Consider the following 25,976-nt stretch of genomic DNA (forward strand, 5'->3'; position numbering starts at 1 on the left):
TCGTACCGATCGATTCGACCGCCGTGCCGACGCGGTCGCGCAGTGCCCCGATCTGGGTGGCGACGCGCGCGGTCAGATCGGCGGTGTGATGCGCCAGCGACTTCACCTCGCTGGCGACCACCGCGAAGCCGGAGCCGGCCTTGCCTGCACGCGCCGCCTCGATCTGCGCGTTGAGCGCCAGCAGGTTGGTCTGCCGCGACAGATCGTCGATCAGCGTCAATACCCCGCCGATCTCGTCGAGCGATCCCGCCAGTTCGCCCACGCTCGCCTGTATCTCCTGCCCGTCGCTGGCGGCGCGGCGTGCGTCCGACAGCGCGGCGAGCGACTGGCGCTCGATCTCGCGGCTGGCCTCGGTAAAGGTCGCCGCCTGCGGTGCGAGGTCGAGCGAGCGGCGCTCGGTAGCGGCGGCGGCGGTCGATGCGTTGGTGGCGAGCGTCTCCAGCCCGCGCGCCTGGTCTCGGACCTGTTCCGACGCCCCGGCCAGCAACGCCGCCTGCCCGCGCATCGTCGCCAGCAATGGCGCCAGTTCGCGTTCCAGCTGCTGGCGCGCCTCGGCCATTGCGGCGTCGCGGGCGTTGCGCACTTTGGCATCCAGCGCGCGATTGTCGGCGCGCACCTGCGCCACCGTCCGTTCCAGCCGGTCGCGTGCCTCCTGCTCGGCGGCGGCGGCGGCATCGCGGGCGCGGTTCAGTTCCTCCAGCGCGTCGTGCGCCTGGCGGGCGGCGCGTTCGGACTGCGCGATCGCCGCGGCGGTATCCGCCAGGATCCGCCGCGACCGGCGCAGGATCTGCCGGGTCAGCAATCCCAGCAGCGCGAGCAGGATGACGACCGCCGCCAAGCCGCGACGCAGAAGGTACGCGCCCGGCTGCCTCGCGTCCCATTGCAGCTGGCCGAACGCCACGCCGCGCGCATCGTGGAGGGGTAGCGTCGGTTTTCCCGCGGACACCGGCACGCCCAGCGGGACGAAGTGGACGCCCGACAGCTCGCGCTCGCCGCCAAGCCGACTCAGCTCCGCGGGCGACAGGATGTTGACGAAGACGAGATAGGAACGGTCGCTTCGGGTCGGCGTCTCGCCGCTCGCATCGGTGATCTGCACCACGCTGACGATCGCCAGCCGGTCGCCGATCGGTACATACATGCCACGTTCGTTGCGCCCGTTGGCGGGTTGCCGGCGAAGGTCGGCGAGGACGGTGCGCAGCGACGGGCCGATCAGCTCGAACGCGTCAATCGGCTCTCGTCGGTCGCGGTTGCTGGCATAGATCGTGCGACCCTGCCCGTCGATGACCAGCGCATGTTCGTATTGGTGGGACAGATAGACGTAGGCGCCGATGTTCCGATGCGCCCACCCGGTGTCGCGATGCAGTACGATCCGGTCGAACGCATCGTCCCATTGCGCGTAGCCGCGTTCGTTGCGCACCAGGAACTGGCGTTCCGAATCGATCAGGAATTCCGCCATCTGCCGCTCGCGCGCCAGTTCCTGCCGGTCCGACGCGGCGCTGAACCAGAACAGCAGCGCCAGAGTGACCGCCGACGATGCCAGCAGGATGAAGATCAGCGGCGCCACGAAGTGGCGGCGGTAGATCGATGCCAGCGACGCCAGGTCGGCGTCCGGGCGCGCGGCAACGGGCAACGTCATGCCGCGAACATAGTTGATCCGCTTTAAGGCTAAGCTAACGGCGCTGCCGTCATTCGCGCACCTTGCCGCGCCCCGCCTTCACCGCCGAACGTCGCGCCTTTCCTTCTACCCGTCGGGTCTGCGATGCGCGCGTCGGCTTGGTGGGGCGCCGCTTCTTGGGGACGATCAACGCCTCGCGGATCATCGCGATCAACCGGTCGCGCACTTCCTGCCGGTTGAGAAGCTGCGACCGCGCGCCTTCGCTGCGCAGCACCAACACGCCCTCGCGCGTCATCCGCGTTCCCGCGATCGCCGCCAGCCGGTGCTTGACCGCATCGGGCAGGCCGGGGGAGCGCGCCACGTCGAAGCGCAGCATGACCGCGCTGTCGGTGGTGTTCACATGCTGCCCGCCGGGACCCGATGCGCGCGTGAACGATTCCTCCAGCTCGTCGCTGTCGATCGCGATGCTGCGCGAAATCGGGATCGCTACCATTGGCGCCACTTATCGATGTCGTCGACCAGCGCCGGCTGGCGCGCGGCATAGGCGATGTCCACCAGCGCGGCGACGATATCCTCGCGCTCATCGGTGCCGATCACGCCGCCGGCCGCGTCGTCGGCGTCGTTGAACCATTCGACGGTGCGTTTCAGGACCGCGCGCACCGCCGGCTTGCGCGGTTTCTCCCCCATCGCTGCCAGTTCGGCGCGGGCGGCGCGCAGCATCGCACGCGCCCCGTCGATGAAGGCGGGCGGGGGGAAGGCCGGCGACGGTTGCCAGCGCGCCAGCGGCGTTTCCGCGGCAAGTTGCGCCCAGCTGAGTGTCGACAGCCGCGTTTTGAAGCGTTGCGCCGCGGCCTCGCGCTGCGTCTCCTCGCGCTCTTCCTTCTGGTCCAGTTCGGCGGCCAGCGCGTCACGATCGTTCGCCCAGCGCCATTCGCCTTCGACGATGATGTCGACGTTCGACAGCTCGCCGAAACCGGCGCCCCGCCCGAACCCGGTTAGCGTGGCGAAGAACGTCTCTTCCTCTTCCGACACCGGCTGGTCGGCGACGAACGCGAGCGCGTCGAGCTGGCCCGGGGCGTCCAACTCCTCCGGCCGCGCGCCGAACACGGCCGGCTTTCCACGAAAGGCGAAGCGGTGTTCGTGGAGGACCGGCGCGCCCACGACGTCCATTGCCGCTGGCGGCGTGCGCCACACGCCGGACAGCACCGCGACGCCGAGCATGTCGTCGGCCACCCCGATGATCTTGAATGCGCCGTAGCGTCCCGTGTGCGGGGGTGAGAACGTAGTGAACGGGCGCGTGCGGAAGGACCAGACCTGCCCGGCGGCCGGGGGCGGCGTGATCGGCTCAGGCATCGCCGTCGAAGCCCAGCGCGGTGAACCGTTCCGGCCACGGTGCCTGCGCGGTCACGTCCTCCTTGCCGGGGCGCGGCACGGTCAGCGCGATCGCGTGGAGCATCATCCCGCCGGGATGCGCGGTGCCGTAGACCGGATCGCCGGTCACCGCCGCGCCCAGCCCCTCCAGCGCGTGGACGCGAATCTGGTGCGTGCGCCCGGTCGCCGGCAGGAACTCGACCAGCGCGCGCCCGGCATGGTCGCCGATCACGCGCCAGTCGGTCCGCGCCGACTTGCCGCGCGCATCGCGCGTCATCCGCCAGCCGCGTTCCGCCGACGACACCTTGCCCAGCGGCAGGTCGATCGTCCCGCTAGCTTCCCGCGGCACGCCGTCGAGCACCGCGACATAGCGTTTGCGCACCGCACCCGCTTCGAACGCCTGCTGGAACCGCGCATGCGCCTTGGGATTGCGCGACAGCAGCAGGCAGCCGCTGGTGTCGCGGTCGAGCCGGTGGACCGCGACGGGCCAGCGCCGGAACCCGAAGGTCAGCGAGGCGAGGTGATTTTCCAGGCTGGTCGCGCCGTCGCGCGGCCGGTCCACCGGCAGGCCCGCCGGCTTGTCGATCACCAACGCCTCACCGTCGAGGAAGAGCACACGGTCGCCTAACATGCCTGCCCCCTTGCCATCATGGCGCCGCGCTGGCCAGAGGGGCGCCATGCAGCGCGCGATCCTGTTCCTCATCATGTTCGTCCTGGCGATCCCGGCGCAGGCGCAGGTTTGCGCTGTGGGTCGCGCGCCGTCCGCCGCCGACGGTCGCGTGCTCGGGCATCTGCCCTATGGCGATGCGCCGCCAGCCGATCTGGTGCCGGTGCCCTCGCAATGGGTGGCGGGGAAGGGCTGCGTCCTGCGGCGGGAGGTGCTGCCCGATCTGGAACGGCTGCTGACCGCCGCCGCGGCCGATCCGGCGGTGGGCGGGCGCATCCTGGCGCTGTCGTGCCATCGCGCGATCCTGTACCAGCAATCGGTGTTCTGCCGCGGCGAGCGGGCGGGGAGCGATGCCGGCGATCGCGCCATCTCGGTCGCGCCACCGGGGCACAGCGAGCATGCCACCGGCTTCGCGCTGGACTTCGCCTTTCGCCCGCGCGTCAACGGCTGCCCGGATGTCGAGGCGTGCGTTGCCGCCACCCCGGCGTTCCGCTGGCTGGCCGCCAACGCGCCGCGCTACGGCTTCGAAATGTCCTTCCCCGCGGGCAACCGGCAGGGGGTGAAATGGGAGCCGTGGCACTGGCGATGGGTCGGCGCGACCGGGGCCACCCCGGCGGCGCAGCGCGCGCGGCTGCTTTTTGCGCGGGCGCGCCGCGACTTTCCCGCCAGCCCGGCGGTGCCGCCCGACGTGGTGGTGATCGGCCATGTCGATGCGCCGCCGGTCTATCTGGGCGCCTATCCGCCGCCAGACTGTCGCAGGGGCAAGTGCCGGATGCCGCGTCCGGCACGGCGCCGATAGCGCGTATCGCCCCGGCGCGCTGCCGGGGCGATACGCAGCATCATCAGCCGAACAGCTTCGCCGCCGTCTCGGCAATACGCTTGCCCTGATGGCGCGCGCCGTCCAGATCGACCTGGCTGGGCTGGCGGCTGCCGTCGCCGTCGGCGAGCGTGCTGGCGCCATAGGGGGTGCCGCCATGCACTTCCTTGACGCCCATCTGCCCCTGGAAGCCATAGTCCAGTCCGACGATCGCCATGCCGTGATGCAGCAGGTTGGTGATGATCGAGAACAATGTCGTCTCCTGCCCGCCGTGCTGGCTGGCGGTAGAGGTGAATGCACCGCCGACCTTGCCGATCAGCGCGCCGCGCATCCACACGCCGCCGGTGGTGTCCCAGAAGGCCGCCATCTGGCTGGGCATCCGGCCATAACGGGTCGGCGCGCCGACGATGATCGCGTCGTAGTTCGCCAGCGCGTCCGGCCCCTCGATCAGCGGGTGGGCGGTGTCGGTCTTGAACCCGGCGGCCTTCACGACCTCGTCCGGGGCGGTTTCGGCGACACGGCGGATCTCCACTTCGGCGCCACCGGCGCGCGCGCCCTCGGCGACGGCATCGGCCATCTTCTCGATATGCCCGTAGGAGGAATAATAAAGCACCAGGACCTTGGCCATGAACGGCTCCTTTTCGATGGGTGGGGACGAAAAAAACGTGTGGCGCGAACCTAGGTGTGCGGCCGGCGCGCGAAAACGTGAACGATTGAAACGGATCGTTTCGCCCGATAGACGTTTCGCATGAGGCTCCCCGACCTGGAGGCATGGGCAATCTTCGCCGCGGTGGCGGAGCACCGCTCGTTCAGCGGCGCGGCGGAGGCGATCGGGTTGAGCAAGGCCACCGTCTCCAAGGGCGTGTCGCGGCTGGAAGCGCATCTGGGCCTGTCGCTGTTCCATCGCACCTCGCGGCGGCTTGCACTGACCGAGGCGGGACGCCCGCTTGCCGACCATGCCGCGCGGATCGTGGCGGAGGCGCAGGCCGCCGAGGAGGCCGCGCGGCAGGGCGCCAGCGCGCCGGCCGGGCGCGTCCGGGTGGCGGCACCGATGAGTTTCGGGTTGCAGAACGTCGCGCCGGTCATCGCCGATTTCCTGGCGGAACACCCCGCGATCGAGATCGAGCTGCACCTGTCCGACGCGCGCGTCGATATCGTGGCGGAGGGGTTCGACATCGCGCTGCGCATCGCCGACCTGCCCGACAGCAGCCTGCGCGCGCGGCGGCTGTGCGGCATCGCGGGGCATCTGGTCGCCGCGCCCGCCTATCTCGCGCGGCACGGCACGCCGACGCATCCGTCGCAACTCGGCGAGCATCGGCTGCTGGGCTATACCAACCTGTCCGGTCCGTGGCGCTTCCGCTCGCGCGACGGTGCCGATGTGTCGGTCAAGGCGCACGGGCCGCTGCAGTCGAACAACGGCACCGCCCTGTTGCCCGCGCTGCTCGCCGGGCTGGGGATCGCGCGGCTGCCCGCCTTCATCCTGGGCGATGCGCTGACGTCGGGGCAGGTGGTGGAGATTCTGCCCGACTGGGCGCCCGCGCCGACCGCGCTCCATCTGCTCACCCCGCCCAGCGCGCTGCGCCCGGCGCGGGTCGAGGCGCTGATCGCGTTCCTGTCGGCGCGGCTCAAGGATTGACCCCCAAAGGTGCTGGCGTACCGGCGGCGGCTGCGCCATCGTGCCGGCACATCAAGGGGAATTCAGGGAATGACGATGGTGAAGTGGGCGTGGCCGGTTGTGGCCGCGATGGCGGCGTCGGTGGCGTTGCCGGCGATGGCCGCACCGGCACAGAAGGCGCCCGAGACGGTGGTGGTGACGGCGGCGCGGATGCTCGACGTGCAGAGCGGGCGGATGGTCGACCGCCCGGTGGTGACGGTCGTCGACGGAAAGGTCACCGCGGTCGCGTCCGGCGGCGCGGTGCCCGCGGGGGCGAAGCGCATCGACCTTGGCGATGCGACGATCGTGCCGGGGCTGATCGACATGCACGTCCACCTGACCAGCCTGGCGGAGGTCGGCGGCTATCAGGCGCTGAAATATACCGACAGCTTCTGGGGCGCGGTGGGCGTCGCCAATGCGGCGAAGACGCTGCGCGCGGGCTTCACCACGGTGCGCAACGTCGGTTCGTCCGACTTCCAGGACGTCGGCCTGCGCGAGGCGATCGACGGCGGCTGGGTGATCGGCCCGCGGATCGTCGCCGCCGGCTATGCGATCGGCGCGACCGGCGGGCATTGCGACGACAATGCGCTGCCGCCTTCCTATGACAAGAAGCTGCCCTCGGTGGTCAACTCGCCCGAGGAAGCGCGCGCCAAGGTCCGCTGGCTGCACAAATACGGCGCCGAGGTCATCAAGATCTGCGCGACCGGCGGGGTCTTCTCGCTGGGCGATTCGGTCGGCGGGCAGCAGCTGAGCCTCGAAGAGATGAAGGCGATCGCCGACGAGGCGCACATGCTCCACCTGAAGGTCGCCGCGCACGCGCATGGCGACGAGGGAATCAAGACCGCGATCCTCGCCGGGATCGACACGATCGAGCACGTCAGCCTCGCCTCGGATGAGGCGATCCGCCTCGCGATTGAGCGCAAGACGTGGTTCGACATGGATATCTACAACGACGACTATATCCTGGCGACCGGCACCGCGAACGGGACCGAGCAGGAAAGCCTCGACAAGGAACGGATGATCGGCCTCAAGCAGCGCCAGACGTTCCAGCGTGCGGTCCGCGCCGGGGTGAAGATGGCGTTCGCCACCGACGCCGGCGTCTATCCGCACGGCGACAATGCCAAGCAGTTCGCCAAGATGGTCGAATGGGGGATGACCCCGTTGCAGGCGATCCGCGCCGCGACGGTGAGCGCGGCGGAGGCGCTGGGCCGCGACGACGTCGGCGTGATCGCGCCCGGCCGCTGGGCGGACATGGTCGCGGTGTCGGGTGATCCGACCGCCGACGTGCGCGTGCTGGAACATCCGGTCGCGGTGGTGAAGGGCGGGGTGCGCGTCGATTGATCCGCAGCGTCGCCGCCGGCCGTGCGATTGACGCGGCCGGCGGCGATGCGTATAGGCCCGCCGGTTCGCGTCGCGGGGTGACTCGCGCACGGACAGCTTGAACATTGCTGGATGCATTGAGGGCCGCGGCGACCGGTGACGGGCGCCCAAGGTCCTTTTCGTATTCCAAGTAGCTGTGATGGCTCCAGCAAAGTAACCTAGATAGAGGTGAAGGCTTCAATGCCAACGATCAACCAGCTGGTCCGCAAGGGCCGCGAGCCGCAGAAGGCCAAGTCCAAGGTCCCTGCGATGGAGCAGAACCCGCAGAAGCGCGGCGTCTGCACCCGTGTCTACACCACGACCCCGAAGAAGCCGAACTCGGCGCTGCGCAAGGTGGCCAAGGTCCGCCTGACGAACCAGCGCGAAGTCATCAGCTACATCCCGGGCGAGGGCCACAACCTCCAGGAGCACTCGGTGGTGCTGATCCGTGGCGGCCGTGTGCGCGACCTTCCGGGCGTGCGCTACCACGTGCTGCGCGGCGTGCTCGACACGCAGGGCGTGAAGGACCGCAAGCAGAGCCGTTCGAAGTACGGCGCGAAGCGTCCCAAGTAAGCCACGCACGTCGCTCCGGCGAAGGCTGGAGCTTCTTGGTTTATGATCCGCTCTTCGCCGGAAGATCCCAGCCTTCGCCGGGATCACGTGAGTGGCGGTTGATCTAGAAGGAAATTCACATGGCGCGTCGTCGTCGTCCCGAAAAGCGGGAAATCCTGCCTGATCCCGTGTACGGGGATGAGGTTCTGTCCAAGTTCATGAATTCGGTGATGCTGGACGGCAAGAAGTCCGTCGCCGAAGGCATCGTCTATTCGGCGCTCAACACCGTCGAGACCCGCGCCAAGCGCGAGCCGCTGGGCGTGTTCCACGACGCGCTGAACAACATCAAGCCGGGCATCGAGGTCCGTTCGCGCCGCGTCGGCGGTGCGACCTATCAGGTGCCGGTCGAGGTCCGTCCGGAGCGCGCGCAGGCGCTGGCGATCCGCTGGCTGATCACCGCGGCGCGCAGCCGCAGCGAGAACACGATGTCGGCGCGCCTGTCGGGCGAGTTGCTCGATGCGTCGAACAACCGCGGCAACGCGGTGAAGAAGCGCGAGGACACGCACCGCATGGCGGAAGCGAACCGCGCCTTCTCGCACTACCGCTGGTAACACCGGCGATGCGGACGCTGCCTGTCTTGGAAGCGTCTCATATCTGACCTATATCGTGGGGAGCCGGCCGAGTGCTGAGCTCCCCACATCGCTAAGGAAGCCCCCATGGCCCGCAGCCATCCGCTCGAACTCTACCGCAATATCGGCATCATGGCGCACATCGACGCCGGCAAGACGACGACGACCGAGCGTATCCTCTATTACACCGGGAAGTCCTACAAGATCGGCGAAGTGCACGAAGGCACCGCGACGATGGACTGGATGGAGCAGGAGCAGGAGCGCGGGATCACGATCACGTCGGCTGCCACCACCTGCAAGTGGAAGGCCGAGGAGGGCAAGGGCCCCGAGCATCTGATCAACATCATCGACACGCCGGGCCACGTCGACTTCACGATCGAAGTCGAGCGTTCGCTGCGCGTGCTCGACGGCGCGGTGGCGTGCTTCGACGGCGTGGCGGGCGTGGAGCCGCAGTCGGAAACCGTGTGGCGTCAGGCCGACAAGTACGGCGTGCCGCGCATGTGCTTCGTCAACAAGCTGGATCGCACCGGCGCCGATTTCTATTTCTGCGTGCAGTCGATCATCGATCGCCTGGGCGCGAAGCCGGCGGTGCTGTACCTGCCGATCGGCATCGAGGGCGGGTTCAAGGGCCTGGTCGACCTGGTCGAGAACCGCGCGATCATCTGGCTTGAGGAATCGCTGGGCGCGAAGTTCGAGTACCAGCCGATCCCCGAGGACATGGTCGAGAAGGCGGCGAAGTATCGCAACGATCTGATCGAGCTGGCCGTCGAGCAGGACGACGATGCGATGGAGGCGTATCTGGAGGGCAACGAGCCCGACGCCAAGACGCTGAAGGCGCTGATCCGCAAGGGCACGCTGAACATGGCGTTCGTGCCCGTCGTGTGCGGTTCGGCGTTCAAGAACAAGGGCGTCCAGCCGCTGCTCGACGCGGTGGTCGACTTCCTGCCGTCGCCGCTCGACGTGCCGGCGATCAAGGGCGTGAAGCTGGACGGCGAGACGCCGGACGAGCGTCCGTCCTCGGACGAGGCGCCGTTCTCGGCGCTGGCGTTCAAGATCATGAACGACCCGTTCGTCGGCTCGCTCACCTTCGCGCGTATCTATTCGGGCGTCCTGACCAAGGGCAGCTACCTGAACTCGGTGAAGGACAAGAAGGAAAAGATCGGCCGTATGCTCCTGATGCACGCGAATTCGCGTGAGGACATCGAGGAAGCGCGCGCCGGCGACATCGTCGCGCTCGCGGGTCTGAAGGAAACGACGACCGGCGATACGCTGTGCGATCCGGCCAACCCGATCATCCTGGAGCGCATGGAGTTCCCGGAGCCGGTGATCGAGCTGTCGGTGGAACCGAAGACCAAGGCCGACCAGGAAAAGATGGGCGTCGCGCTCAACCGCCTGGCCGCCGAGGATCCCTCGTTCCGCGTGTCGACCGATCACGAATCGGGCCAGACCATCATCAAGGGGATGGGCGAACTCCACCTCGAGATCCTGGTCGACCGCATGAAGCGCGAGTTCAAGGTCGAGGCGAACGTCGGTGCGCCGCAGGTGGCGTATCGCGAGTATCTGAAGAAGCCCGTCGACATCGACTATACGCACAAGAAGCAGTCGGGCGGCACCGGCCAGTTCGGCCGCGTGAAGGTGAAGCTGACGCCGGGCGAGCGCGGCGCGGGCATCATCTTCAAGGACGAGATCAAGGGCGGTAACATTCCGAAGGAATATATCCCCGCGATCGAGAAGGGCTTCCGCGAGACGGCGGCGACCGGTTCGCTGGTCGGCTTCCCGATCATCGACTTCGAGATCACGCTGTACGACGGCGCGTATCACGACGTCGACTCGTCGGCGCTGGCGTTCGAAATCACCGCCCGCGGCGCGATGCGCGAAGCGGCGCAGAAGTCGGGCATCACGCTGCTCGAGCCGGTAATGAAGGTCGAGGTCGTCACCCCGGAGGATTATCTGGGCGACGTCATCGGCGACATGAACTCGCGTCGTGGCCAGATCCAGGGCACCGACACGCGCGGCAACGCGCAGGCGGTGACCGCGATGGTCCCGCTGGCGAACATGTTCGGCTATGTGAACTCGCTGCGCTCGTTCACGCAGGGCCGCGCCAGCTACTCGATGCAGTTCTCGCACTATGACGAAGTGCCACAGAACGTCGCTGACGAGGTGAAGGCCAAGCTCGCGTAATCGCACGGCTCCCGGCTTGCCGGGGGCCGAGACGATGCGAGCCGGCCGGCCTCGGGCTTGCCCGAGGTTTGACGACGCGGGATTTACTCCCGCGTCGGCCCCCGCCGGGAAGGGCAGGGGTTTGCACAACGGTTAAACACTCGCTATGGGGCCGCGTTCTGGCGCGGCTCCGTTCGCGAAGACGAATCCAATAAGGTAGGGAAACAATGGCCAAGGCTAAGTTTGAGCGGACCAAGCCGCACCTGAACATCGGCACCATCGGTCACGTCGACCATGGCAAGACCTCGCTGACCGCAGCGATCACCAAGGTGCTGGCGGAGAACGTCGCGGGCAACGCCGCGGTCGACTTCGCGAATATCGACAAGGCGCCGGAAGAGCGCGAGCGCGGCATCACCATCTCGACCGCGCACGTCGAGTATGAGACGGCGAACCGCCACTATGCGCACGTCGACTGCCCGGGCCACGCCGACTATGTGAAGAACATGATCACGGGCGCGGCGCAGATGGACGGCGCGATCCTGGTCGTGTCGGCGACCGACGGCCCGATGCCGCAGACCCGCGAGCACATCCTGCTCGCCCGTCAGGTCGGCGTGCCGGCGATGGTCGTGTTCATGAACAAGGTCGATCTGGTCGACGACGAGGAAATCCTCGAGCTGGTCGAGCTGGAAGTCCGCGAGCTGCTGAGCTCGTACGAATTTCCGGGCGACGACATTCCGATCATCAAGGGTTCGGCGACCTGCGCGCTGTCGGGTTCGAACCAGAAGCTCGGCACCGACGCGGTGATGGAGCTGATGAAGGCGGTCGACGAGTACATCCCGCAGCCGGAGCGTCCGCTGGACAAGCCGTTCATGATGCCGATCGAAGACGTGTTCTCGATCTCGGGCCGCGGCACCGTGGTGACCGGCCGCGTCGAGACCGGCATCATCAAGGTTGGTGAGGAAGTCGAGATCGTCGGCATCCACCCGGAAGTCCGCAAGACGACCGTCACCGGCGTGGAAATGTTCCGCAAGCTGCTCGACCAGGGCCAGGCTGGCGACAACGTCGGCGCGCTGATCCGTGGCGTCGCCCGTGACGAGGTCGAGCGTGGTCAGGTGCTGTGCAAGCCGGGCTCGATCAAGCCGCACACCGACTTCTCGTCGGAAGTGTACGTGCTGTCGAAGGACGAAGGTGGCCGTCACACGCCGTTCTTCGCCAACTATCGTCCGCAGTTCTACTTCCGCACGACCGACGTGACCGGCACCGTCGAGCTGCCCGAGGGCACCGAGATGGTGATGCCGGGCGACAACGTCGCGCTGGGCATCAAGCTGATCGCCCCGATCGCGATGGACGTCGGCCAGCGTTTCACCATCCGTGAGGGTGGCCGGACCGTCGGCGCGGGCGTTGTCAGCAGCATCGCCAAGTAATCGCGCCCCGTCAGGGGTTCGATGAAGGAAAAGGCCCGGTTTCCCTCGCGGGGGAGACCGGGCCTTTTCGTTGTCGGATCGCCGGGGCGCGGCAACCGCGCTGCGCCCGTTCGATCAGGGTAGCGCGGCTGGCTCCACCGGGAAGCCGCCCTCGATCGTCTGGCGCGCGCGCGCCGCGGCCTTTTCCGACAGCGGGATCAATCCGGCCCTGGCCAGCGGGCCGTTGGCGGCGGCCATGTCGAGGTACAGGTTCAGGAATGTCTTGATCGCAGGCTTCTTCTCCATGTGCGCCTTCTTGACGTACAGATAGAGTTGCCGGACGCCGGGATAGGTGCCGTTGGCAATCGTCGTCGGATCGGGAGCGACCCCGCCGATCGGTACCGCGCGAAGCTGCGCGAGGTTGCGCTCGAGATAGGAATAGCCGAAAACCCCCAGCGCCTTCGGATCCCTCTTCAGCGCGGTGACGATCGCATTGTCGTCCTCTCCTTCGCTGACGAACGCGCCATCGTTGCGAAGCCGGCTGCATGTCATGTCGAACTTGGCGGGATCGCCGCTGGTGCGCAGCGTCTGCGCCTCGGGCATCGCGACCAGGCAACCCGGTTCGATCAACAAGGTGACGAACGCGGCGCGCGTCCCGCTCGATTCGGGCGGGCCGAGAACCTTGATCGGCAGCGCGGGAAGCGCCGGATTGACGTCTCGCCACGTCCTGGCGCTGTTGGGCTTGCCCATCGGGTTGGCGGCGAGCGCCAGATACAGGTCCTTCGTGGTTACCGCCAGTTTCGGCCCGCTCTTGGCCTCCGCCACCGCGATGCCGTCGAGTCCGATCGGAATTTCCAGGACGTCGCCGACCTTATTGGCGGTGCAGGCAGCCAGGTCGTCGCGCGTGATCCGCCGCGATGCGTCGAGCAGGTCGGGCGCCCCCGGACCGGCGCAGAACGTCTTCATGCCGGCGATCGTGCCGGCGGACTGGACCAGCGGGTGAACGTTGCCGTCCTTGCCTGCGAAACTGTCCGCCACCGCGGCGGTGAACGGATAGACGGTCGACGAACCGGTGATCCGAATCGGCGCGGGCTTCTCGCTGCATGCGGACAGCACGCAAGAGGTCGCGAGTAACGAGGCGATGGTCTTCTTCATGAACCCCCTCCATCAGGATGCCGCACACACCGTCTGGTATCTGCCGGCGGCCGATCATTGCCGGGGGGCATGACCGGCGTATGACCTGTCCCCATCGCGGGGGTGCGCCGCGAGCGTGCGCAAAAATACGATCAGGGGGCGTTGCCTTTTGCCGGGCGCTCCCTTAAGGGGCCGCCTTCGCCTTTTACGAGGCCAGTAAGAGCCGTGGCAACACGGCCCGCTCTTTCGCATTGGTAGGGACTATGGACAGCAACATCCGCATCCGCCTGAAGGCGTTCGATCATCGCGTGCTCGATCAGGCGACCGGCGACATCGCCGACACCGCGCGTCGCACCGGCGCGCTCATCCGTGGTCCCATCCCGCTCCCGACCCGTATCGAGAAGTTCACGGTCAACCGTGGGCCGCACATCGACAAGAAGAGCCGCGAGCAGTTCGAGGTCCGCACCTACAAGCGGATGCTCGACATCGTCCAGCCGACCCCGCAGACCGTCGACGCGCTGATGAAGCTCGACCTGGCGGCCGGTGTTGACGTCGAGATCAAGCTGGCGTAAGCGCGCTGCTTCTCGCGAGGGGTGAGTCTTGTCATCCTCCTCGCGTCATCCCGGCGCAGGCCGGGATCTTTATGGGGAGGGCGGCACGCCGCCTCCATGAGATGCCAGCCTTCGCTGGCATGACGACATGATGAGATACCGCCGGCGCTTCTCGAAGCGTCGGGACAGCGTCTCCCGTCTGCCTTCCCTTTCGGGGAGGGCGCCCAGCCCGGGACGGGGGCACGCTTCGTTATTCCGGGCCGGGACCGATCGGTGGCGCAGGCCGCCGGTCACAAGCACCCATGGGATGGGCCTGTGGGTGCCTCTGTCACGGTTTTCGCGGGGGCTTTGCCACCGCGGGGGCCATTAGAGGAGCACGAGGTCATGCGTACTGGCGTGATCGCGAAGAAGATGGGGATGACCCGCCTGTTCCAGGACGACGGCCGCCATGTGCCGGTCACCGTCCTGCAGATCGAGGCGCTTCAGGTCGTCGCCCGCCGCGAGAAAGACCGCGACGGCTATACCGCCGTCCAGCTTGGCGCCGGTGTCGCCAAGGCAAAGAACGTCGCCAAGCCGCAGCGCGGCCATTTCGGCAAGGCCGAAGTGGAGCCGAAGGCGATCGTCCACGAATTCCGCGTGAGCGAGGACAATCTCCTCGACGTCGGCGCGGAGCTGTCGGCCGATCACTATGTCGCCGGCCAGCTGGTCGACATCCAGGGCCGTACCCAGGGTAAGGGCTTTGCCGGCGCGATGAAGCGCTGGAACTTCGGCGGTCTGCGCGCCACGCACGGCGTGTCGGTCAGCCACCGTTCGCACGGTTCGACGGGTAACCGCCAGGATCCGGGTCGCGTCTTCAAGAACAAGAAGATGGCCGGCCACATGGGCGACAAGAACCGCACGCAGCAGAACCTCGAGATCGTCGGCACCGACGTCGAGCGCGGCCTGATCTTCGTCAAGGGCTCGGTGCCCGGATCGAAGGGCGGCTGGCTGTTCGTCAAGGACGCCGTCAAGCATCCGCGCCACGACAGCGCGCCGTTCCCGGCGTCGATCAAGTCGGCGGCCAACAACAATTCCGTTTCCGAGCCTGCCCCGGAAGCCGCCGAGAGCCAGGAGGGCTAAGCAGTGAAGGTCAAGGTTTCTTCCTTCGCCGGCACCGCCGGGGCGGATATCGAGCTCAACGACGAGGTCTTCGGCCTCGAGCCGCGCGCCGACATCCTGCACCGCGTCGTGACCTGGCAGCTCGAGAAGCGTCGTGCCACCGCGCGCGGCACCCGCGAGCGTGCGGACGTCGCCCGTTCCGGCAAGAAGCTGGGTCGCCAGAAGGGCGGCGGCGTCGCCCGTCACGGCGATCGTCGTGCTCCCGTCTTCATCGGCGGCGGCAAGGCGCATGGCGCGCGCGTTCGTGACTTCAACCCGTCGCTGAACAAGAAGGTTCGCGCGCTGGGTCTGAAGATGGCGCTCAGCAGCCACGCCAAGGCCGGCTCGCTGATCGTCCTGGAAGGTTTCGAGGTCGCCAAGACCAAGGAGCTGAAGGGGCATTTCGCGACGCTGAACACGGGCAAGCGCACGCTGGTCATCGACGGCGAGGCGGCCGAAGGCTTCCGCGCCGGCCGCAACCTGCCGGGCGTGGACCTGCTGCCGGCCGTGGGCGCCAACGTCTACGACATCATCAAGGCTGATACGCTGGTGCTGACGCGCGCCGCGGTCGAGAAGCTGGAGGCGCGCTTCAATGGCTAAGCCGACCAAGGCGATCGACAACCGTCACTATGACGTGATTGTCGCGCCGCACATCACCGAGAAGGCGACCCTGCTCTCCGAGCAGAACGCGGTGGTCTTCAAGGTCGCCAACAAGGCGACCAAGCCCGAGATCAAGGCTGCCGTGGAGGCGCTGTTCGGCGTGTCCGTGACCGGCGTCAACACGATCGTCCAGAAGGGCAAGACCAAGCGTTGGAAGGGTGCGCCCTATCAGCGTTCCGACATGAAGAAGGCGATCGTGACGCTGGCCGAAGGCCAGTCGATCGACGTCACCGAGGGGGCCAAGTAAGATGGCACTCAAGCATTATAATCCGACGTCGCCGGCGCAGCGCGGGCTGATCCTGGTCGACAAGTCGGCGCTCTGGAAGGGCAAGCCCGTCAAGGCGCTGACCGAGGGCAAGAACAAGACCGGCGGCCGCAACAACAAGGGCCACGTGACCAGCCGCGGCATCGCGGGTGGCCACAAGCAGAAGTACCGCTACGTCGACTTCAAGCGTCGCAAGTGGGACGTCGAGGGCACCGTCGAGCGGCTGGAGTACGATCCGAACCGCACCGCGTTCATCGCGCTGGTGTCGTATCCGGACGGCGAGCAGGCCTATATCATCGCGCCGCAGCGGCTTGCGCCGGGCGACAAGGTGATCGCGGCGAAGAAGGCGGACACCAAGCCGGGCAACGCGATGGAGATCGGTCAGGTCCCCGTCGGCACCATTGTCCACAATGTGGAGATGAAGCCAGGCAAGGGCGGTCAGATCGCGCGTTCGGCCGGCACCTATGTGCAGGTCGTCGGGCGTGACCGCGGCATGGTGATGGTGCGCCTGAACTCGGGCGAGCAGCGCTACATCCGTGCGGATTGCATGGCCACCGTCGGCGCGGTGTCCAACCCGGACAACCAGAACCAGAACCTCGGCAAGGCCGGTCGTTCGCGCTGGATGGGCAAGCGCCCGCTGACGCGCGGCGTGGCGAAGAACCCGGTCGACCACCCGCACGGCGGTGGTGAAGGCCGGACCTCGGGCGGTCGCCATCCGGTGACGCCGTGGGGCAAGCCGACCAAGGGTGCGCGCACGCGCCACAACAAGTCTACGGACAAGATGATCATCCGTAGCCGCCATGCGAGGAAGAAGTAATGGCTCGTTCCGTCTGGAAAGGCCCGTTCGTCGAACTGAGCCTGCTCAAGAAGGCCGAAGCCGCGCAGGACGCCGGTGGCCGTGCGCCGATCAAGACCTGGTCGCGCCGCTCCACCATCCTGCCGTCGTTCGTCGGCCTGACGTTCACCGTGTACAACGGCCGCAAGTTCGTGCCCGTGTCCGTCAACGAGGACATGGTCGGCATGAAGCTCGGCGAATTCGCGCCGACCCGCTATTTCCCGGGTCACGCGGCTGACAAGAAGGGCAAGCGCTGATGAGCAAGCCTCAGTCCCCCCGCAAGGTCGGCGACAAGGAAGCCCTGTCGGTCGGCACGCAGATCCGCGGATCGGCGCAGAAGCTGAACCTGGTCGCGGGCCTGATCCGTGGTCGTTCGGCGGCCGATGCGATGAACATCCTGGCCTTCTCGAAGAAGGCGATGGCGGTCGACGCGCGCAAGGTGCTCGCCTCCGCGATCGCCAATGCCGAGAACAACCACAACCTCGACGTCGACGCGCTCGTCGTCGCCGAGGCGTCGGTCGGCAAGTCGATCACCATGAAGCGGTTCGCCACCCGCGGCCGCGGCAAGTCCACCCGCATCCTCAAGCCGTTCTCGCGGCTGCGGATCGTCGTGCGCGAGCAGGAAGAAGCCTAATGGGTCACAAGAGCAACCCCATCGGTCTGCGCCTGCAGATCAACCGCACCTGGGACAGCCGCTGGTTCGCCGAGGGCGCGGACTATAAGAAGCTGCTGCTGGAGGATTTGAAGATCCGCCAGTACATCGTGAAGACGCTGCCGCAGGCGGCGATCTCCAAGGTGGTGATCGAGCGTCCGGCCAAGCTGTGCCGCATTTCGATCTACGCCGCGCGCCCCGGTGTCATCATCGGCAAGAAGGGCTCGGACATCGAGAAGCTGCGCAAGACGCTCGGCGCGATGACCAGCTCGGACGTGTCGCTGAACATCGTCGAGATCCGCAAGCCGGAAGTCGACGCCAAGCTCGTCGCGCAGGGCATCGCCGATCAGCTGGAGCGCCGTATCGCGTTCCGCCGCGCGATGAAGCGCGCGGTTCAGTCGGCGATGCGCCTGGGTGCCGATGGCATCAAGGTGTATTGCGGCGGCCGTCTGGGCGGCGCGGAGATCGCGCGTTCGGAAAGCTATCGCGAAGGTCGCGTGCCGCTGCACACACTGCGCGCGAACATCGACTATGCCGAGGCCGAGGCGCACACCGCCTATGGCGTCTGCGGCGTGAAGGTGTGGGTGTTCAAGGGCGAGATCCTCGGCCACGACCCGTTCGCGACCGATCGTCTCATGATGGAGGCCCAGACCTCCGGCGTGCGCCCGGCGCGCGATGACCGTCGCTAAGGAATAAAGGCAATGCTGCAACCGAAGCGCACCAAGTTCCGCAAGGCGTTCAAGGGTCGCATCCATGGCGACGCCAAGGGCGGCACCACGCTGAACTTCGGTTCCTATGGCCTGAAGGCCATGGAGCCGGATCGTATCACCGCACGCCAGATCGAGGCGGCCCGCCGCGCGATCACCCGTCACATCAAGCGCCAGGGGCGTCTGTGGATCCGCGTGTTCCCGGACGTGCCGGTGTCGTCGAAGCCCGCCGAAGTCCGCATGGGCTCGGGCAAGGGTTCGCCGGAATTCTGGGCCGCTCGCGTCAAGCCGGGCCGGATCCTGTTCGAGCTGGACGGCGTCGAAGGCCCGCTGGCCGCCGAGGCGTTCGAGCGCGCGGCGATGAAGCTGCCCATCAAGACCAAGGTCGTTGCCCGGCTGGGCGACACCTCGCACCTCGGAGGCGAGTAATGGCCAAGAACGACTTTAACGGCCAGAGCGACGACCAGCTGGTCGAGGCGCTGGGCAACCTGAAGCGCGAGCAGTTCAACCTGCGCTTCCAGGCGGCGACCAGCCAGCTCGAGAAGCCGAGCCGCGTGCGCGAGGTCCGCAAGGACATCGCCCGCATCAAGACCATCCAGGCGCAGCGCACCGCTGCGTCCGGCAATTAAGGGAGCCTAAGCACATGCCGAAGCGCGTGCTGACCGGGCTGGTCGTGTCCGACAAGGGCGAGAAGACCGTGGTGGTGAACGTCGAGCGTAAGGTGAAGCACCCGCTCTACGGCAAGATCATCCGCCGCTCGAAGAAGTATCATGCCCATGACGAGGGCAATGAGTATAAGGCGGGTGAGACCGTGCGCATCGAAGAGACCGCGCCGATCTCCAAGCTGAAGACCTGGAAGGTCGTGGGGCGCGTGAACACGCACGTCGCGCCGGAGCGGGTCGACGTCGACGCGTAAGCGCCGGCGATCACGCCGCTGACGGCGTTTCGGGCAGGGTCCGGCGGCAGCGCCGGAGACCACCCGAGCGACGCGGCGGAAAGACGGGGCGGGGGCATTGCCTTCTGTCCGTGGGGCGGCTACAGGGCCGCTCCCCCTGGCGCGGTTCGACCGCTGCCGGGGGTCGTTTTTTTAGGCGGGGCTGGGTCGGTATCCACCCCATAGGCGAGAAGGAAGCGGATCGATGATCCAGATGCAGTCCAATCTCGACGTCGCTGACAACAGCGGCGCGAAGCGGGTGCAGTGCATCAAGGTGCTGGGCGGGTCGAAGCGCCGCACCGCTGGCGTGGGCGACATCATCGTCGTCAGCGTCAAGGAAGCGCAGCCGCGTGGCCGCGTGAAGAAGGGCGACGTCCACCGTGCGGTGATCGTGCGCACCGCCAAGGACATCCGCCGCGCGGACGGGTCGGTGATCCGGTTCGACGGCAATGCCGCGGTGCTGGTCAACAAGAACGAGGAGCCGATCGGCACCCGTATCTTCGGCCCGGTCGTGCGCGAGCTGCGCGGCAAGAAGCACATGAAGATCATCAGCCTTGCGCCGGAGGTGCTGTAATGGCCGCCGCGAAGATCAAGAAGGGTGACCGCGTCGTCGTCCTGTCCGGCAAGGACAAGGGCAAGACCGGCACCGTGACGCTTGCCATGCCGAAGGACGGCAAGGTCGTCGTCGAGGGCGTGAACGTCGCGACCCGCCACCGCAAGCCGAGCCAGGCGAACCCGCAGGGCGGGCTGGAGCGGATCGAGGCGCCGCTGCACATCTCCAAGGTGGCGCACGTCACCGCGGACGGCAAGCCGACCCGCGTGCGTTTCGAGACCCAGGACGGCAAGAAGGTCCGCGTCGCCGTCAAGACCGGGGAGAAGATCGATGGCTGATGCCTACAAGCCCCGCATGAAGGCGATCTATGACGATCGCATCGTCAAGGCGATGACCGAGAAGTTCGGGTACAAGAACGTGCTCGAAATTCCCCGGATCGAGAAGATCGTGCTCAACATGGGCGTCGGCGAGGCGACCCAGGACAAGAAGCGCGTCGACCAGGCCGCGTCCGAGATGGAGTTGATCGCGGGCCAGAAGCCCGTCGTCACCAAGGCGAAGAAGTCGATCGCGCAGTTCAAGCTGCGCGAGGGCATGCCGATCGGCGTCAAGGTGACGCTGCGTCGCGAGCGCATGTACGAGTTCCTCGACCGCTTCATCACGATCGCGCTGCCGCGCGTCCGCGACTTCCGCGGGCTGAACCCGAAGAGCTTCGACGGTCGCGGCAACTACGCCTGCGGCATCAAGGAGCAGATCGTGTTCCCGGAGATCAGCTATGACCGCGTCGACAAGGTGCGCGGCATGGACGTGATCGTGACCACCACGGCGAAGACCGACGAGGAAGCGCGCGAGCTGCTTCGCCTGTTCGGCTTCCCGTTCCCGCAGGACGAGGCCGCCGACGAGCAGCCGCGTCAGGCTGCGTAACAAAGAGAGCTTAAGTCCATGGCGAAACTGAGTTCCGTGAACAAGAACGAGCGTCGCAAGAAGCTCGTGAAGCAATATGCCGGCAAATATGCCGCGCTGAAGGCGAAGGCCAACGACCAGAGCCTGGATGAGACCGAGCGTCTCATCGCGCGGCTGAAGATGGCCGAGCTGCCCCGCAACGCGAACCCGACGCGTATCCGCAACCGCTGCGCGCTGACCGGTCGTCCGCGTGCGTATTACCGCAAGTTCGGGCTTGCCCGTGTGATGCTGCGCGATCTGGCCAACAAGGGCCTGATCCCGGGTCTCACCAAGTCGAGCTGGTAAGGACGTATCATGGCAGTGACCGATCCCCTGGGTGACCTGCTCACCCGCATCCGCAACGGCCAGCGCGCGCGCAAGGACAGCGTCCTTTCGCCGTCGTCGAAGCTGCGCGTCCGCGTGCTCGACGTGCTGCAGCGCGAAGGCTACATCCGCGGTTATTCCGAGGAGCAGATGGGCCCCGCCGCCGGCGTGCGCATCGAGCTGAAGTATTTTGAAGGCCAGCCCGCGATCAAGCATGTCGCGCGCGTGTCCAAGCCGGGCCGCCGTATCTACAGCGGCTCGCAGGACCTGCCGCGCGTCATGAACGGCCTGGGCATCACCATCGTCTCGACGCCGCGCGGCGTGCTTTCCGATGCGGAAGCGCGCGAGCAGAACGTCGGCGGCGAAGTGCTGGCGGAGGTGTTCTGATGAGCCGTATCGGCAAGAAGGCGGTCGCCATTCCGGCGGGCGTCACCGCGACCCGCAACGGCAACGAGCTGTCGGTCAAGGGCCCCAAGGGCACCCTGTCGATGCCGCTGTCGGAACTGATCACCTATGACGTCCAGTCGGACTCGATCGGTGTGCAGCCGGCGAACGACACCAAGCGCGCACGCGCGTTCTGGGGGATGCAGCGCACGCTGGTGCAGAACCTGGTCACCGGCGTGACCGAGGGCTTCACCAAGAAGCTGCTCATCACCGGTGTCGGCTATCGCGCCGCGGCGCAGGGCAAGACCCTGAAGCTGCAGCTTGGCTACAGCCACGACGTCAACATCGACGTGCCGGAAGGCATTGAGGTGAAGACGCCGGACGCCACCACCGTCGAGATCAGCGGTGCCGACAAGCAGCGCGTGGGTCAGCTCGCCGCCGAAGTCCGCCGCTGGCGCAAGCCGGAGCCCTACAAGGGCAAGGGCATCAAGTACGACGGCGAGTATATCTTCCGTAAGGAAGGGAAGAAGAAGTGACCAAGGGTCTTTCGCTTTTCGAGAAGCGGCGTCGCCGCAACCGTACCGCGCTGCGTGCGCGTGCCGGCACCCGTCCGCGCCTGTCCGTGCATCGCTCGGGCAAGCACATCTATGCGCAGGTCATCGACGATGCGCAGGGCCGCACCCTGGCGTCGGCGTCGACGCTGGCTGGCCACGACGGCAAGACCGCGACCGTCGCGGCAGCCACCGAAGTCGGCAAGCGCGTGGCGGAGGCGGCCAAGGCCGCCGGCGTCACCCAGGTCGTTTTCGACCGTGGCGGCTTCCTGTTCCACGGCCGCGTGAAGGCGCTGGCCGAGGCGGCGCGCGAAGCCGGACTGGAGTTCTAAGACATGGCTGACGAGAACAACCAGCAGCCGCAGGCTGTGGAGAACGAAGCCGCAGCGGCGGCGCCGCAGGACGGCAACGCCGGCGGTTACCAGGGCGGCGATCGCGGTGCGCGTGGCGGCCGTGGCCGCGGCGGCCCGGGCGGCGGCGGCCGTGGTGGTCCTGGCGGCGGGCGCGGTGGCCGTGACGGCCGCGGCGGTGGTCGTCGCGACGACCGCAACCGTACCGAGGACGGTGGCGAGGAGCTGATCGAAAAGCTCGTCCACATCAACCGCGTGTCCAAGACGGTGAAGGGCGGCAAGCGCTTCGGCTTCGCGGCGCTGGTCGTCGTGGGCGACGGCAAGGGCCGCGTCGGCTTCGGTCACGGCAAGGCGCGCGAGGTGCCGGAGGCGATCTCGAAGGCGACCGCCGCCGCCAAGAAGAAGATGATGCGCGTTCCGCTGAAGGAAGGCCGCACGCTGCACCATGACGGCAACGGCCACTTCGGTGCCGGTCGCGTCACGGTCCGTTCGGCGCCGCAGGGCACCGGCATCATCGCGGGCGGCCCGATGCGCGCCGTCTTCGAAAGCCTGGGCGTGCACGACGTCGTGACCAAGTCGGTCGGTACGTCGAACCCGTACAACATGATCCGTGCGACGTTCGAGGCACTGGGCAGCCAGACCTCGCCGAAGGCGGTGGCACAGCGTCGCGGCAAGAAGATCGCCGACCTGCTGGGCCGCGCCCACGGCGCCGACGCAGCCAGTGCCGAGGCGGACGCCGCGGCCGTGGTGGAGTAAGCGACAATGGCTACGATCAAAGTCAAGCAGACCGGTTCGCCGATCCGCCGCACCAAGGATCAGCGCGCGACGCTGATCGGCCTGGGCCTCAACAAGATGCACCGGGTCGCGGAGCTGAACGACACCCCCGAGGTGCGTGGCATGATCCGCAAGGTGCAGCACATGGTGGAGGTGGTGGAGGGCTGACGCCCGCCGCCGTTTCCCCGGTGACAAATGACGGGAAGGGGGCTAACCGGCCCCCTTCCTTTTTCCATCAGCGCGACAAAAGCGAAAGCGAGTGCATATCATGAAGCTCAACGAACTCCGCGACAACGAAGGCGCCCGTCACCGCAAGATCCGCGTCGGCCGCGGCATCGGCTCGGGCAAGGGCAAGACCGGCGGTCGTGGCCAGAAGGGCCAGAAGAGCCGCGAGGGCGTGTCGATCGCCGGCTTCGAGGGCGGCCAGATGCCGCTGCACATGCGGCTGCCGAAGCGCGGCTTCAACAATATCTTCGCCAAGGATTATGCCGAGGTGAACCTGGGTTCGATCCAGAAGGCGATCGATGCGGGCAAGCTGACCGCCACCGACATCGACCATGCCGCGCTGAAAGCCGCTGGCCTGGCGCGCGGCGGCAAGGACGGCGTGCGCATCCTGGGCAAGGGGACGCTGTCGGCCAAGCTGTCTTTCACCGTCGCCGGCGTGTCGGCCGGTGCGCGCGACGCGATCGAGAAGGCCGGCGGTTCGGTGTCGGTGATCGAGGTCGTTCCGGCTGCGGACAAGGCCAAGGCCAAGCACCGCACCGCGCAGGCGGCGAAGAAGCAGGGCTGAGCGAACGCGCCCGGTCCGGTTCGGCTGCGCGCCGCATCGGACCGCGCTTCGTCGCCGGACCATTAGACATGGGCGCTGCGGCGCCTATATGGGCGGCGGGGGCGTGACAACGCATCCCGCCGTTCTTCGTTTCCAGGATATACCCGCACGATGGCATCCGCAGCCGACCAGATGGCGCAGAGCATCAGCCTCGCGAAATTCTCGCAGGCGACCGACCTCAAGAAGCGACTGTGGTTCACGATCGGTGCGCTGATCGTGTTCCGCCTGCTCAGCTATGTGCCATTGCCGGGGATCGACCCGACGCAGCTCAACCTGCTCGCCGAGCGGATGAAGGGCGGCGTGCTCGATTTCTTCAACACCTTCTCCGGCGGGTCGCTGTCGCGCGCGTCGCTGATCGCGCTGGGGGTGATGCCGTACATCACCGCCTCGATCGTGGTGCAGCTGGCGACCTCGCTCAGCCCGCAACTGGCGGCGATCAAGAAGGAAGGCGAATCGGGGCGCAAGAAGCTCAACCAGTACACCCGCTACGGCACGGTCGCGCTGACCGCGGTGCAGGGCTTCTTCATCGCGCGTGGGCTGGAGGCCGGCGGTGCGGTGCTGGAGCCGGGCACGCTGTTCCGCGTCGGCGCGGTGATCTCGCTGATCGGCGGCACGATGTTCCTGATGTGGCTGGGTGAGCAGATCACCAGCCGCGGGATCGGCAACGGCATCAGCCTGATCATCATGGCGGGGATCGTCGCGCATCTGCCGACGACGCTGCTCAACCTGCTGGAGGGCGGCCGTTCGGGTTCTATGAGCCCGGTGACGCTGATCGCGATCATCCTGGTGGTCGTCGGACTGATCCTGCTGATCTGCTTCATGGAGCGCGCCCAGCGCCGCATTCTGATCCAGTATCCCAAGCGACAGACGCAGCGCGGGATGCAGGCGGATCGCAGCCACCTGCCGCTCAAGATCAACACCGCGGGGGTGATCCCGCCGATCTTCGCCTCGTCGCTGCTGCTGCTGCCGCTGACGATCACCCAGTTCGCGGGCAACCGCGTGTCGGGCGAGAGCCGCTTCGGCGACATCATCATCACGCTGAACCAGTATCTGCAGCACGGTTCGCCGATCTACATGGCGCTCTATGCCGCGGGGATCATCTTCTTCTCGTTCTTCTACACCGCGGTGGTGTTCAACCCGGAGGAGACGGCGGAGAATCTGAAGCGGTATGGCGGGTTCATCCCCGGCATTCGTCCGGGCAAGAACACCGAGACGTATTTCGATTACGTGCTGACGCGCATCACCGTGATCGGCGCGGCGTATCTGACGTTCATCTGCGTGGTGCCGGAATATCTGGTGTCGGCGCTGTCGATCCCCTTCTATCTGGGCGGAACCAGCTTGCTCATCGTGGTCAACGTGACCATGGACACGGTGACGCAGATCCAGTCGCACCTGCTGGCGCACCAGTATGGCGACCTCATCAAGAAGGCCAAGCTGAAGGGCGCGCGGCGCCGCTGACGCGGGGTTGCGAGACGCGAGAGGGAGGAACAGGCTTCGTGAACATCATCCTTCTGGGGCCGCCGGGTGCGGGCAAGGGCACGCAGGCGCAGCGGCTGGTGGAGGATCGCGGCATGACGCAGCTGTCCACCGGCGACATGCTGCGCGCCGCGGTGAAGGCGGGCACGCCCGTCGGCGTCGAGGCCAAGACGATCATGGACGCCGGCGGTCTGGTATCCGATTCGGTCGTGTCCGCGCTGATCGGCGAGCGGCTGGATGCCGGCACCGGCGCCGGTGCGATCTTCGACGGCTATCCGCGCACTGCGGCGCAGGCCGAATCGCTCGACGGGCTGTTGTCCGAACGTGGCCAGCAACTCGACCACGTGATCGAACTGGCGGTGGACGAGGATGCGCTGGTCGAGCGGATCGTCGGCCGGTTCACGTGCGCCAACTGCGGCGCCGGCTATCACGACACGTTCAAGCAGCCCAAGGTTGCGGGCGTGTGCGATGCGTGCGGCGCGACCGAGTTCAAGCGCCGTCCGGACGACAATGAGGAAACCGTGCGCACGCGCATGGCCGAATATCGTGCCAAGACCGCGCCGATCATCCCGATCTACGAAGCGCGCGGGCTGGTCCACCGCGTCGACGGCATGGCCGACATCGACGCGGTCACCCGCGCGATCGCCGCGATCCTCGACGCGCGCTGACGTCCGGTGACGGCGGGGGCGCGAGT

Annotated in this window: 36 protein-coding genes; 30 read left to right on the plus strand and 6 right to left on the minus strand. The window is 67.2% G+C overall.

The genetic code is table 11. The features are described 5' to 3' along the window. The 4 genes from AX685_RS14710 to AX685_RS14725 form a co-directional block, all read right to left on the minus strand. Nucleotides 1-1,636 (minus strand): methyl-accepting chemotaxis protein (locus AX685_RS14710; RefSeq protein WP_066489998.1); only part of this gene is annotated, 1,636 nt, incomplete at its 3' end. A gap of 49 nt (nt 1,637-1,685) precedes the next feature. Beyond that, a complete protein-coding gene (arfB, locus tag AX685_RS14715) occupies nt 1,686-2,108 on the minus strand; it encodes an alternative ribosome rescue aminoacyl-tRNA hydrolase ArfB (protein ID WP_066490001.1) in 423 nt (140 codons plus the stop codon). Beyond that, entirely contained in the window at nt 2,102-2,968 is an 867-nt protein-coding gene (locus AX685_RS14720) for a hypothetical protein (RefSeq protein ID WP_066490002.1), read from the minus strand. The genes arfB and AX685_RS14720 overlap by 7 nt, the downstream gene beginning before the upstream one ends. Next, nucleotides 2,961-3,617, minus strand: coding sequence for an RluA family pseudouridine synthase (locus tag AX685_RS14725; protein ID WP_066490004.1), 657 nt, complete (start codon nt 3,615-3,617; stop codon nt 2,961-2,963). Before AX685_RS14725 ends, AX685_RS14720 begins: the two co-directional genes overlap by 8 nt. A 46-nt stretch (nt 3,618-3,663) precedes the next feature. On the opposite strand from AX685_RS14725, the gene AX685_RS14730 reads away from it, so the two are divergent. Further along, the gene (locus AX685_RS14730; RefSeq protein ID WP_066490006.1) at nt 3,664-4,452 is read left to right on the plus strand and encodes a M15 family metallopeptidase; all 789 of its coding nucleotides are present in this window, start codon (nt 3,664-3,666) and stop codon (nt 4,450-4,452) included. A gap of 43 nt (nt 4,453-4,495) precedes the next feature. Here the strand turns inward: AX685_RS14730 and wrbA are convergent, their stop codons facing one another. After that, a complete protein-coding gene (gene wrbA, locus AX685_RS14735; protein ID WP_066490008.1) occupies nt 4,496-5,098 on the minus strand; it encodes an NAD(P)H:quinone oxidoreductase in 603 nt (200 codons plus the stop codon). A 120-nt stretch (nt 5,099-5,218) separates the two neighbouring features. On the opposite strand from wrbA, the gene AX685_RS14740 reads away from it, so the two are divergent. From AX685_RS14740 to tuf, 6 genes are all read left to right on the plus strand, one after another. After that, the gene (locus AX685_RS14740) at nt 5,219-6,106 is read left to right on the plus strand and encodes a LysR family transcriptional regulator (protein WP_066490010.1); all 888 of its coding nucleotides are present in this window, start codon (nt 5,219-5,221) and stop codon (nt 6,104-6,106) included. A 75-nt stretch (nt 6,107-6,181) separates the two neighbouring features. Then, complete coding sequence (locus AX685_RS14745) at nt 6,182-7,465, plus strand: Xaa-Pro dipeptidase (RefSeq protein ID WP_066490057.1); 1,284 nt, start codon at nt 6,182-6,184, stop codon at nt 7,463-7,465. 219 nt (nt 7,466-7,684) lie between these two features. Next, nucleotides 7,685-8,056, plus strand: a complete 372-nt coding sequence (gene rpsL / locus AX685_RS14750; RefSeq protein ID WP_019831557.1) for a 30S ribosomal protein S12 — start codon at nt 7,685-7,687, stop codon at nt 8,054-8,056. 119 nt (nt 8,057-8,175) lie between these two features. Continuing rightward, nucleotides 8,176-8,646, plus strand: coding sequence for a 30S ribosomal protein S7 (gene rpsG / locus AX685_RS14755; protein WP_066490012.1), 471 nt, complete (start codon nt 8,176-8,178; stop codon nt 8,644-8,646). Nucleotides 8,647-8,751: 105 nt separating this feature from the next. Then, nucleotides 8,752-10,845: an elongation factor G gene (gene fusA / locus AX685_RS14760; protein ID WP_066490014.1), complete on the plus strand. Its 2,094-nt coding sequence runs from the start codon at nt 8,752-8,754 to the stop codon at nt 10,843-10,845. Nucleotides 10,846-11,051: 206 nt separating this feature from the next. Continuing rightward, a complete protein-coding gene (gene tuf, locus AX685_RS14765) occupies nt 11,052-12,248 on the plus strand; it encodes an elongation factor Tu (RefSeq protein WP_066490016.1) in 1,197 nt (398 codons plus the stop codon). A gap of 114 nt (nt 12,249-12,362) precedes the next feature. Here tuf and AX685_RS14770 read toward each other — a convergent pair whose 3' ends face one another. Further along, nucleotides 12,363-13,382 carry a substrate-binding domain-containing protein gene (locus AX685_RS14770; RefSeq protein WP_066490018.1) on the minus strand — a complete coding sequence of 340 codons (1,020 nt, stop codon included), beginning with the start codon at nt 13,380-13,382 and terminating at the stop codon, nt 12,363-12,365. A gap of 242 nt (nt 13,383-13,624) precedes the next feature. Here AX685_RS14770 and rpsJ point away from each other — a divergent pair, with 242 nt between their 5' ends. The 23 genes from rpsJ to AX685_RS14885 all read left to right on the plus strand — a co-directional run bounded on the left by rpsJ (nt 13,625) and on the right by AX685_RS14885 (nt 25,950). Continuing rightward, on the plus strand, nt 13,625-13,933 hold the full coding sequence (rpsJ, locus tag AX685_RS14775) for a 30S ribosomal protein S10 (RefSeq protein ID WP_007406109.1): 309 nt from the start codon (nt 13,625-13,627) through the stop codon (nt 13,931-13,933). A 363-nt stretch (nt 13,934-14,296) separates the two neighbouring features. Beyond that, nucleotides 14,297-15,031, plus strand: coding sequence for a 50S ribosomal protein L3 (gene rplC / locus AX685_RS14780; protein WP_066490019.1), 735 nt, complete (start codon nt 14,297-14,299; stop codon nt 15,029-15,031). A gap of 3 nt (nt 15,032-15,034) precedes the next feature. Next, nucleotides 15,035-15,649, plus strand: a complete 615-nt coding sequence (rplD, locus tag AX685_RS14785; RefSeq protein WP_066490020.1) for a 50S ribosomal protein L4 — start codon at nt 15,035-15,037, stop codon at nt 15,647-15,649. Next, nucleotides 15,642-15,956, plus strand: coding sequence for a 50S ribosomal protein L23 (locus AX685_RS14790; RefSeq protein ID WP_066490022.1), 315 nt, complete (start codon nt 15,642-15,644; stop codon nt 15,954-15,956). The genes rplD and AX685_RS14790 overlap by 8 nt, the downstream gene beginning before the upstream one ends. A gap of 1 nt (nt 15,957) precedes the next feature. After that, nucleotides 15,958-16,791, plus strand: a complete 834-nt coding sequence (gene rplB / locus AX685_RS14795; RefSeq protein ID WP_066490023.1) for a 50S ribosomal protein L2 — start codon at nt 15,958-15,960, stop codon at nt 16,789-16,791. Then, complete coding sequence (gene rpsS, locus AX685_RS14800; protein WP_066490027.1) at nt 16,791-17,066, plus strand: 30S ribosomal protein S19; 276 nt, start codon at nt 16,791-16,793, stop codon at nt 17,064-17,066. Before rplB ends, rpsS begins: the two co-directional genes overlap by 1 nt. Continuing rightward, nucleotides 17,066-17,443, plus strand: a complete 378-nt coding sequence (gene rplV, locus AX685_RS14805; protein ID WP_066490029.1) for a 50S ribosomal protein L22 — start codon at nt 17,066-17,068, stop codon at nt 17,441-17,443. The genes rpsS and rplV overlap by 1 nt, the downstream gene beginning before the upstream one ends. After that, complete coding sequence (gene rpsC, locus AX685_RS14810) at nt 17,443-18,150, plus strand: 30S ribosomal protein S3 (protein WP_066490031.1); 708 nt, start codon at nt 17,443-17,445, stop codon at nt 18,148-18,150. Before rplV ends, rpsC begins: the two co-directional genes overlap by 1 nt. A 12-nt stretch (nt 18,151-18,162) precedes the next feature. Next, nucleotides 18,163-18,597, plus strand: coding sequence for a 50S ribosomal protein L16 (gene rplP / locus AX685_RS14815; RefSeq protein ID WP_056637571.1), 435 nt, complete (start codon nt 18,163-18,165; stop codon nt 18,595-18,597). Beyond that, a complete protein-coding gene (rpmC, locus tag AX685_RS14820; protein WP_066490032.1) occupies nt 18,597-18,797 on the plus strand; it encodes a 50S ribosomal protein L29 in 201 nt (66 codons plus the stop codon). Before rplP ends, rpmC begins: the two co-directional genes overlap by 1 nt. Nucleotides 18,798-18,811: 14 nt before the next feature. Beyond that, entirely contained in the window at nt 18,812-19,084 is a 273-nt protein-coding gene (gene rpsQ, locus AX685_RS14825) for a 30S ribosomal protein S17 (protein WP_066490034.1), read from the plus strand. A gap of 223 nt (nt 19,085-19,307) precedes the next feature. Then, entirely contained in the window at nt 19,308-19,676 is a 369-nt protein-coding gene (rplN, locus tag AX685_RS14830) for a 50S ribosomal protein L14 (RefSeq protein WP_022687056.1), read from the plus strand. After that, nucleotides 19,676-19,993, plus strand: coding sequence for a 50S ribosomal protein L24 (gene rplX / locus AX685_RS14835; RefSeq protein WP_066490037.1), 318 nt, complete (start codon nt 19,676-19,678; stop codon nt 19,991-19,993). The genes rplN and rplX overlap by 1 nt, the downstream gene beginning before the upstream one ends. After that, entirely contained in the window at nt 19,986-20,576 is a 591-nt protein-coding gene (gene rplE, locus AX685_RS14840; RefSeq protein WP_066490042.1) for a 50S ribosomal protein L5, read from the plus strand. The genes rplX and rplE overlap by 8 nt, the downstream gene beginning before the upstream one ends. 18 nt (nt 20,577-20,594) lie before the next feature. Then, nucleotides 20,595-20,900 carry a 30S ribosomal protein S14 gene (gene rpsN / locus AX685_RS14845; RefSeq protein ID WP_066490044.1) on the plus strand — a complete coding sequence of 102 codons (306 nt, stop codon included), beginning with the start codon at nt 20,595-20,597 and terminating at the stop codon, nt 20,898-20,900. A 9-nt stretch (nt 20,901-20,909) separates the two neighbouring features. Then, on the plus strand, nt 20,910-21,305 hold the full coding sequence (gene rpsH, locus AX685_RS14850) for a 30S ribosomal protein S8 (RefSeq protein ID WP_028966610.1): 396 nt from the start codon (nt 20,910-20,912) through the stop codon (nt 21,303-21,305). Beyond that, nucleotides 21,305-21,838, plus strand: coding sequence for a 50S ribosomal protein L6 (rplF, locus tag AX685_RS14855; RefSeq protein WP_066490047.1), 534 nt, complete (start codon nt 21,305-21,307; stop codon nt 21,836-21,838). The genes rpsH and rplF overlap by 1 nt, the downstream gene beginning before the upstream one ends. Further along, nucleotides 21,835-22,185: a 50S ribosomal protein L18 gene (gene rplR, locus AX685_RS14860; RefSeq protein WP_066490048.1), complete on the plus strand. Its 351-nt coding sequence runs from the start codon at nt 21,835-21,837 to the stop codon at nt 22,183-22,185. The genes rplF and rplR overlap by 4 nt, the downstream gene beginning before the upstream one ends. 3 nt (nt 22,186-22,188) lie before the next feature. Further along, nucleotides 22,189-22,959, plus strand: a complete 771-nt coding sequence (rpsE, locus tag AX685_RS14865) for a 30S ribosomal protein S5 (RefSeq protein ID WP_082741000.1) — start codon at nt 22,189-22,191, stop codon at nt 22,957-22,959. A 6-nt stretch (nt 22,960-22,965) separates the two neighbouring features. After that, nucleotides 22,966-23,145, plus strand: coding sequence for a 50S ribosomal protein L30 (gene rpmD, locus AX685_RS14870; protein ID WP_066490049.1), 180 nt, complete (start codon nt 22,966-22,968; stop codon nt 23,143-23,145). 100 nt (nt 23,146-23,245) lie between these two features. Beyond that, complete coding sequence (gene rplO / locus AX685_RS14875) at nt 23,246-23,767, plus strand: 50S ribosomal protein L15 (protein ID WP_066490060.1); 522 nt, start codon at nt 23,246-23,248, stop codon at nt 23,765-23,767. A gap of 150 nt (nt 23,768-23,917) precedes the next feature. Then, complete coding sequence (gene secY, locus AX685_RS14880) at nt 23,918-25,264, plus strand: preprotein translocase subunit SecY (protein WP_066490050.1); 1,347 nt, start codon at nt 23,918-23,920, stop codon at nt 25,262-25,264. A 38-nt stretch (nt 25,265-25,302) separates the two neighbouring features. Further along, nucleotides 25,303-25,950 carry an adenylate kinase gene (locus tag AX685_RS14885; RefSeq protein WP_066490051.1) on the plus strand — a complete coding sequence of 216 codons (648 nt, stop codon included), beginning with the start codon at nt 25,303-25,305 and terminating at the stop codon, nt 25,948-25,950. Nucleotides 25,951-25,976: the final 26 nt, after the last annotated feature.

Origin of the sequence: Sphingomonas sp. CCH9-F2 (genome assembly GCF_001556735.1) — a bacterium.
GTDB classification, from domain to species: Bacteria; Pseudomonadota; Alphaproteobacteria; order Sphingomonadales; family Sphingomonadaceae; genus Sphingomonas; species Sphingomonas ginsenosidimutans.

Excerpts from the sequence above, each read along its gene's own strand:
- rpmC (WP_066490032.1), top strand. The coding sequence starts at position 18,597 with ATGGCCAAGAACGACTTTAACGGCCAGAGCGACGACCAGCTGGTCGAG.
- secY (WP_066490050.1), top strand. The coding sequence starts at position 23,918 with ATGGCATCCGCAGCCGACCAGATGGCGCAGAGCATCAGCCTCGCGAAA.
- fusA (WP_066490014.1), top strand. The coding sequence starts at position 8,752 with ATGGCCCGCAGCCATCCGCTCGAACTCTACCGCAATATCGGCATCATG.
- rplC (WP_066490019.1), top strand. The coding sequence starts at position 14,297 with ATGCGTACTGGCGTGATCGCGAAGAAGATGGGGATGACCCGCCTGTTC.
- rpsJ (WP_007406109.1), top strand. The coding sequence starts at position 13,625 with ATGGACAGCAACATCCGCATCCGCCTGAAGGCGTTCGATCATCGCGTG.
- rplO (WP_066490060.1), top strand. The coding sequence starts at position 23,246 with ATGAAGCTCAACGAACTCCGCGACAACGAAGGCGCCCGTCACCGCAAG.
- rpsH (WP_028966610.1), top strand. The coding sequence starts at position 20,910 with ATGGCAGTGACCGATCCCCTGGGTGACCTGCTCACCCGCATCCGCAAC.
- AX685_RS14730 (WP_066490006.1), top strand. The coding sequence starts at position 3,664 with ATGCAGCGCGCGATCCTGTTCCTCATCATGTTCGTCCTGGCGATCCCG.
- rpsS (WP_066490027.1), top strand. The coding sequence starts at position 16,791 with ATGGCTCGTTCCGTCTGGAAAGGCCCGTTCGTCGAACTGAGCCTGCTC.
- rplV (WP_066490029.1), top strand. The coding sequence starts at position 17,066 with ATGAGCAAGCCTCAGTCCCCCCGCAAGGTCGGCGACAAGGAAGCCCTG.
- rpsN (WP_066490044.1), top strand. The coding sequence starts at position 20,595 with ATGGCGAAACTGAGTTCCGTGAACAAGAACGAGCGTCGCAAGAAGCTC.
- tuf (WP_066490016.1), top strand. The coding sequence starts at position 11,052 with ATGGCCAAGGCTAAGTTTGAGCGGACCAAGCCGCACCTGAACATCGGC.
- AX685_RS14790 (WP_066490022.1), top strand. The coding sequence starts at position 15,642 with ATGGCTAAGCCGACCAAGGCGATCGACAACCGTCACTATGACGTGATT.
- AX685_RS14725 (WP_066490004.1), bottom strand. The coding sequence starts at position 3,617 with ATGTTAGGCGACCGTGTGCTCTTCCTCGACGGTGAGGCGTTGGTGATC.
- AX685_RS14745 (WP_066490057.1), top strand. The coding sequence starts at position 6,182 with ATGGTGAAGTGGGCGTGGCCGGTTGTGGCCGCGATGGCGGCGTCGGTG.
- rplX (WP_066490037.1), top strand. The coding sequence starts at position 19,676 with ATGGCCGCCGCGAAGATCAAGAAGGGTGACCGCGTCGTCGTCCTGTCC.
- rplE (WP_066490042.1), top strand. The coding sequence starts at position 19,986 with ATGGCTGATGCCTACAAGCCCCGCATGAAGGCGATCTATGACGATCGC.
- AX685_RS14740 (WP_066490010.1), top strand. The coding sequence starts at position 5,219 with ATGAGGCTCCCCGACCTGGAGGCATGGGCAATCTTCGCCGCGGTGGCG.
- rpsE (WP_082741000.1), top strand. The coding sequence starts at position 22,189 with ATGGCTGACGAGAACAACCAGCAGCCGCAGGCTGTGGAGAACGAAGCC.
- AX685_RS14720 (WP_066490002.1), bottom strand. The coding sequence starts at position 2,968 with ATGCCTGAGCCGATCACGCCGCCCCCGGCCGCCGGGCAGGTCTGGTCC.
- rplN (WP_022687056.1), top strand. The coding sequence starts at position 19,308 with ATGATCCAGATGCAGTCCAATCTCGACGTCGCTGACAACAGCGGCGCG.
- rplF (WP_066490047.1), top strand. The coding sequence starts at position 21,305 with ATGAGCCGTATCGGCAAGAAGGCGGTCGCCATTCCGGCGGGCGTCACC.
- arfB (WP_066490001.1), bottom strand. The coding sequence starts at position 2,108 with ATGGTAGCGATCCCGATTTCGCGCAGCATCGCGATCGACAGCGACGAG.
- rplP (WP_056637571.1), top strand. The coding sequence starts at position 18,163 with ATGCTGCAACCGAAGCGCACCAAGTTCCGCAAGGCGTTCAAGGGTCGC.
- rpsC (WP_066490031.1), top strand. The coding sequence starts at position 17,443 with ATGGGTCACAAGAGCAACCCCATCGGTCTGCGCCTGCAGATCAACCGC.
- rpmD (WP_066490049.1), top strand. The coding sequence starts at position 22,966 with ATGGCTACGATCAAAGTCAAGCAGACCGGTTCGCCGATCCGCCGCACC.
- rpsG (WP_066490012.1), top strand. The coding sequence starts at position 8,176 with ATGGCGCGTCGTCGTCGTCCCGAAAAGCGGGAAATCCTGCCTGATCCC.
- rpsQ (WP_066490034.1), top strand. The coding sequence starts at position 18,812 with ATGCCGAAGCGCGTGCTGACCGGGCTGGTCGTGTCCGACAAGGGCGAG.
- rplB (WP_066490023.1), top strand. The coding sequence starts at position 15,958 with ATGGCACTCAAGCATTATAATCCGACGTCGCCGGCGCAGCGCGGGCTG.
- rpsL (WP_019831557.1), top strand. The coding sequence starts at position 7,685 with ATGCCAACGATCAACCAGCTGGTCCGCAAGGGCCGCGAGCCGCAGAAG.
- wrbA (WP_066490008.1), bottom strand. The coding sequence starts at position 5,098 with ATGGCCAAGGTCCTGGTGCTTTATTATTCCTCCTACGGGCATATCGAG.
- AX685_RS14770 (WP_066490018.1), bottom strand. The coding sequence starts at position 13,382 with ATGAAGAAGACCATCGCCTCGTTACTCGCGACCTCTTGCGTGCTGTCC.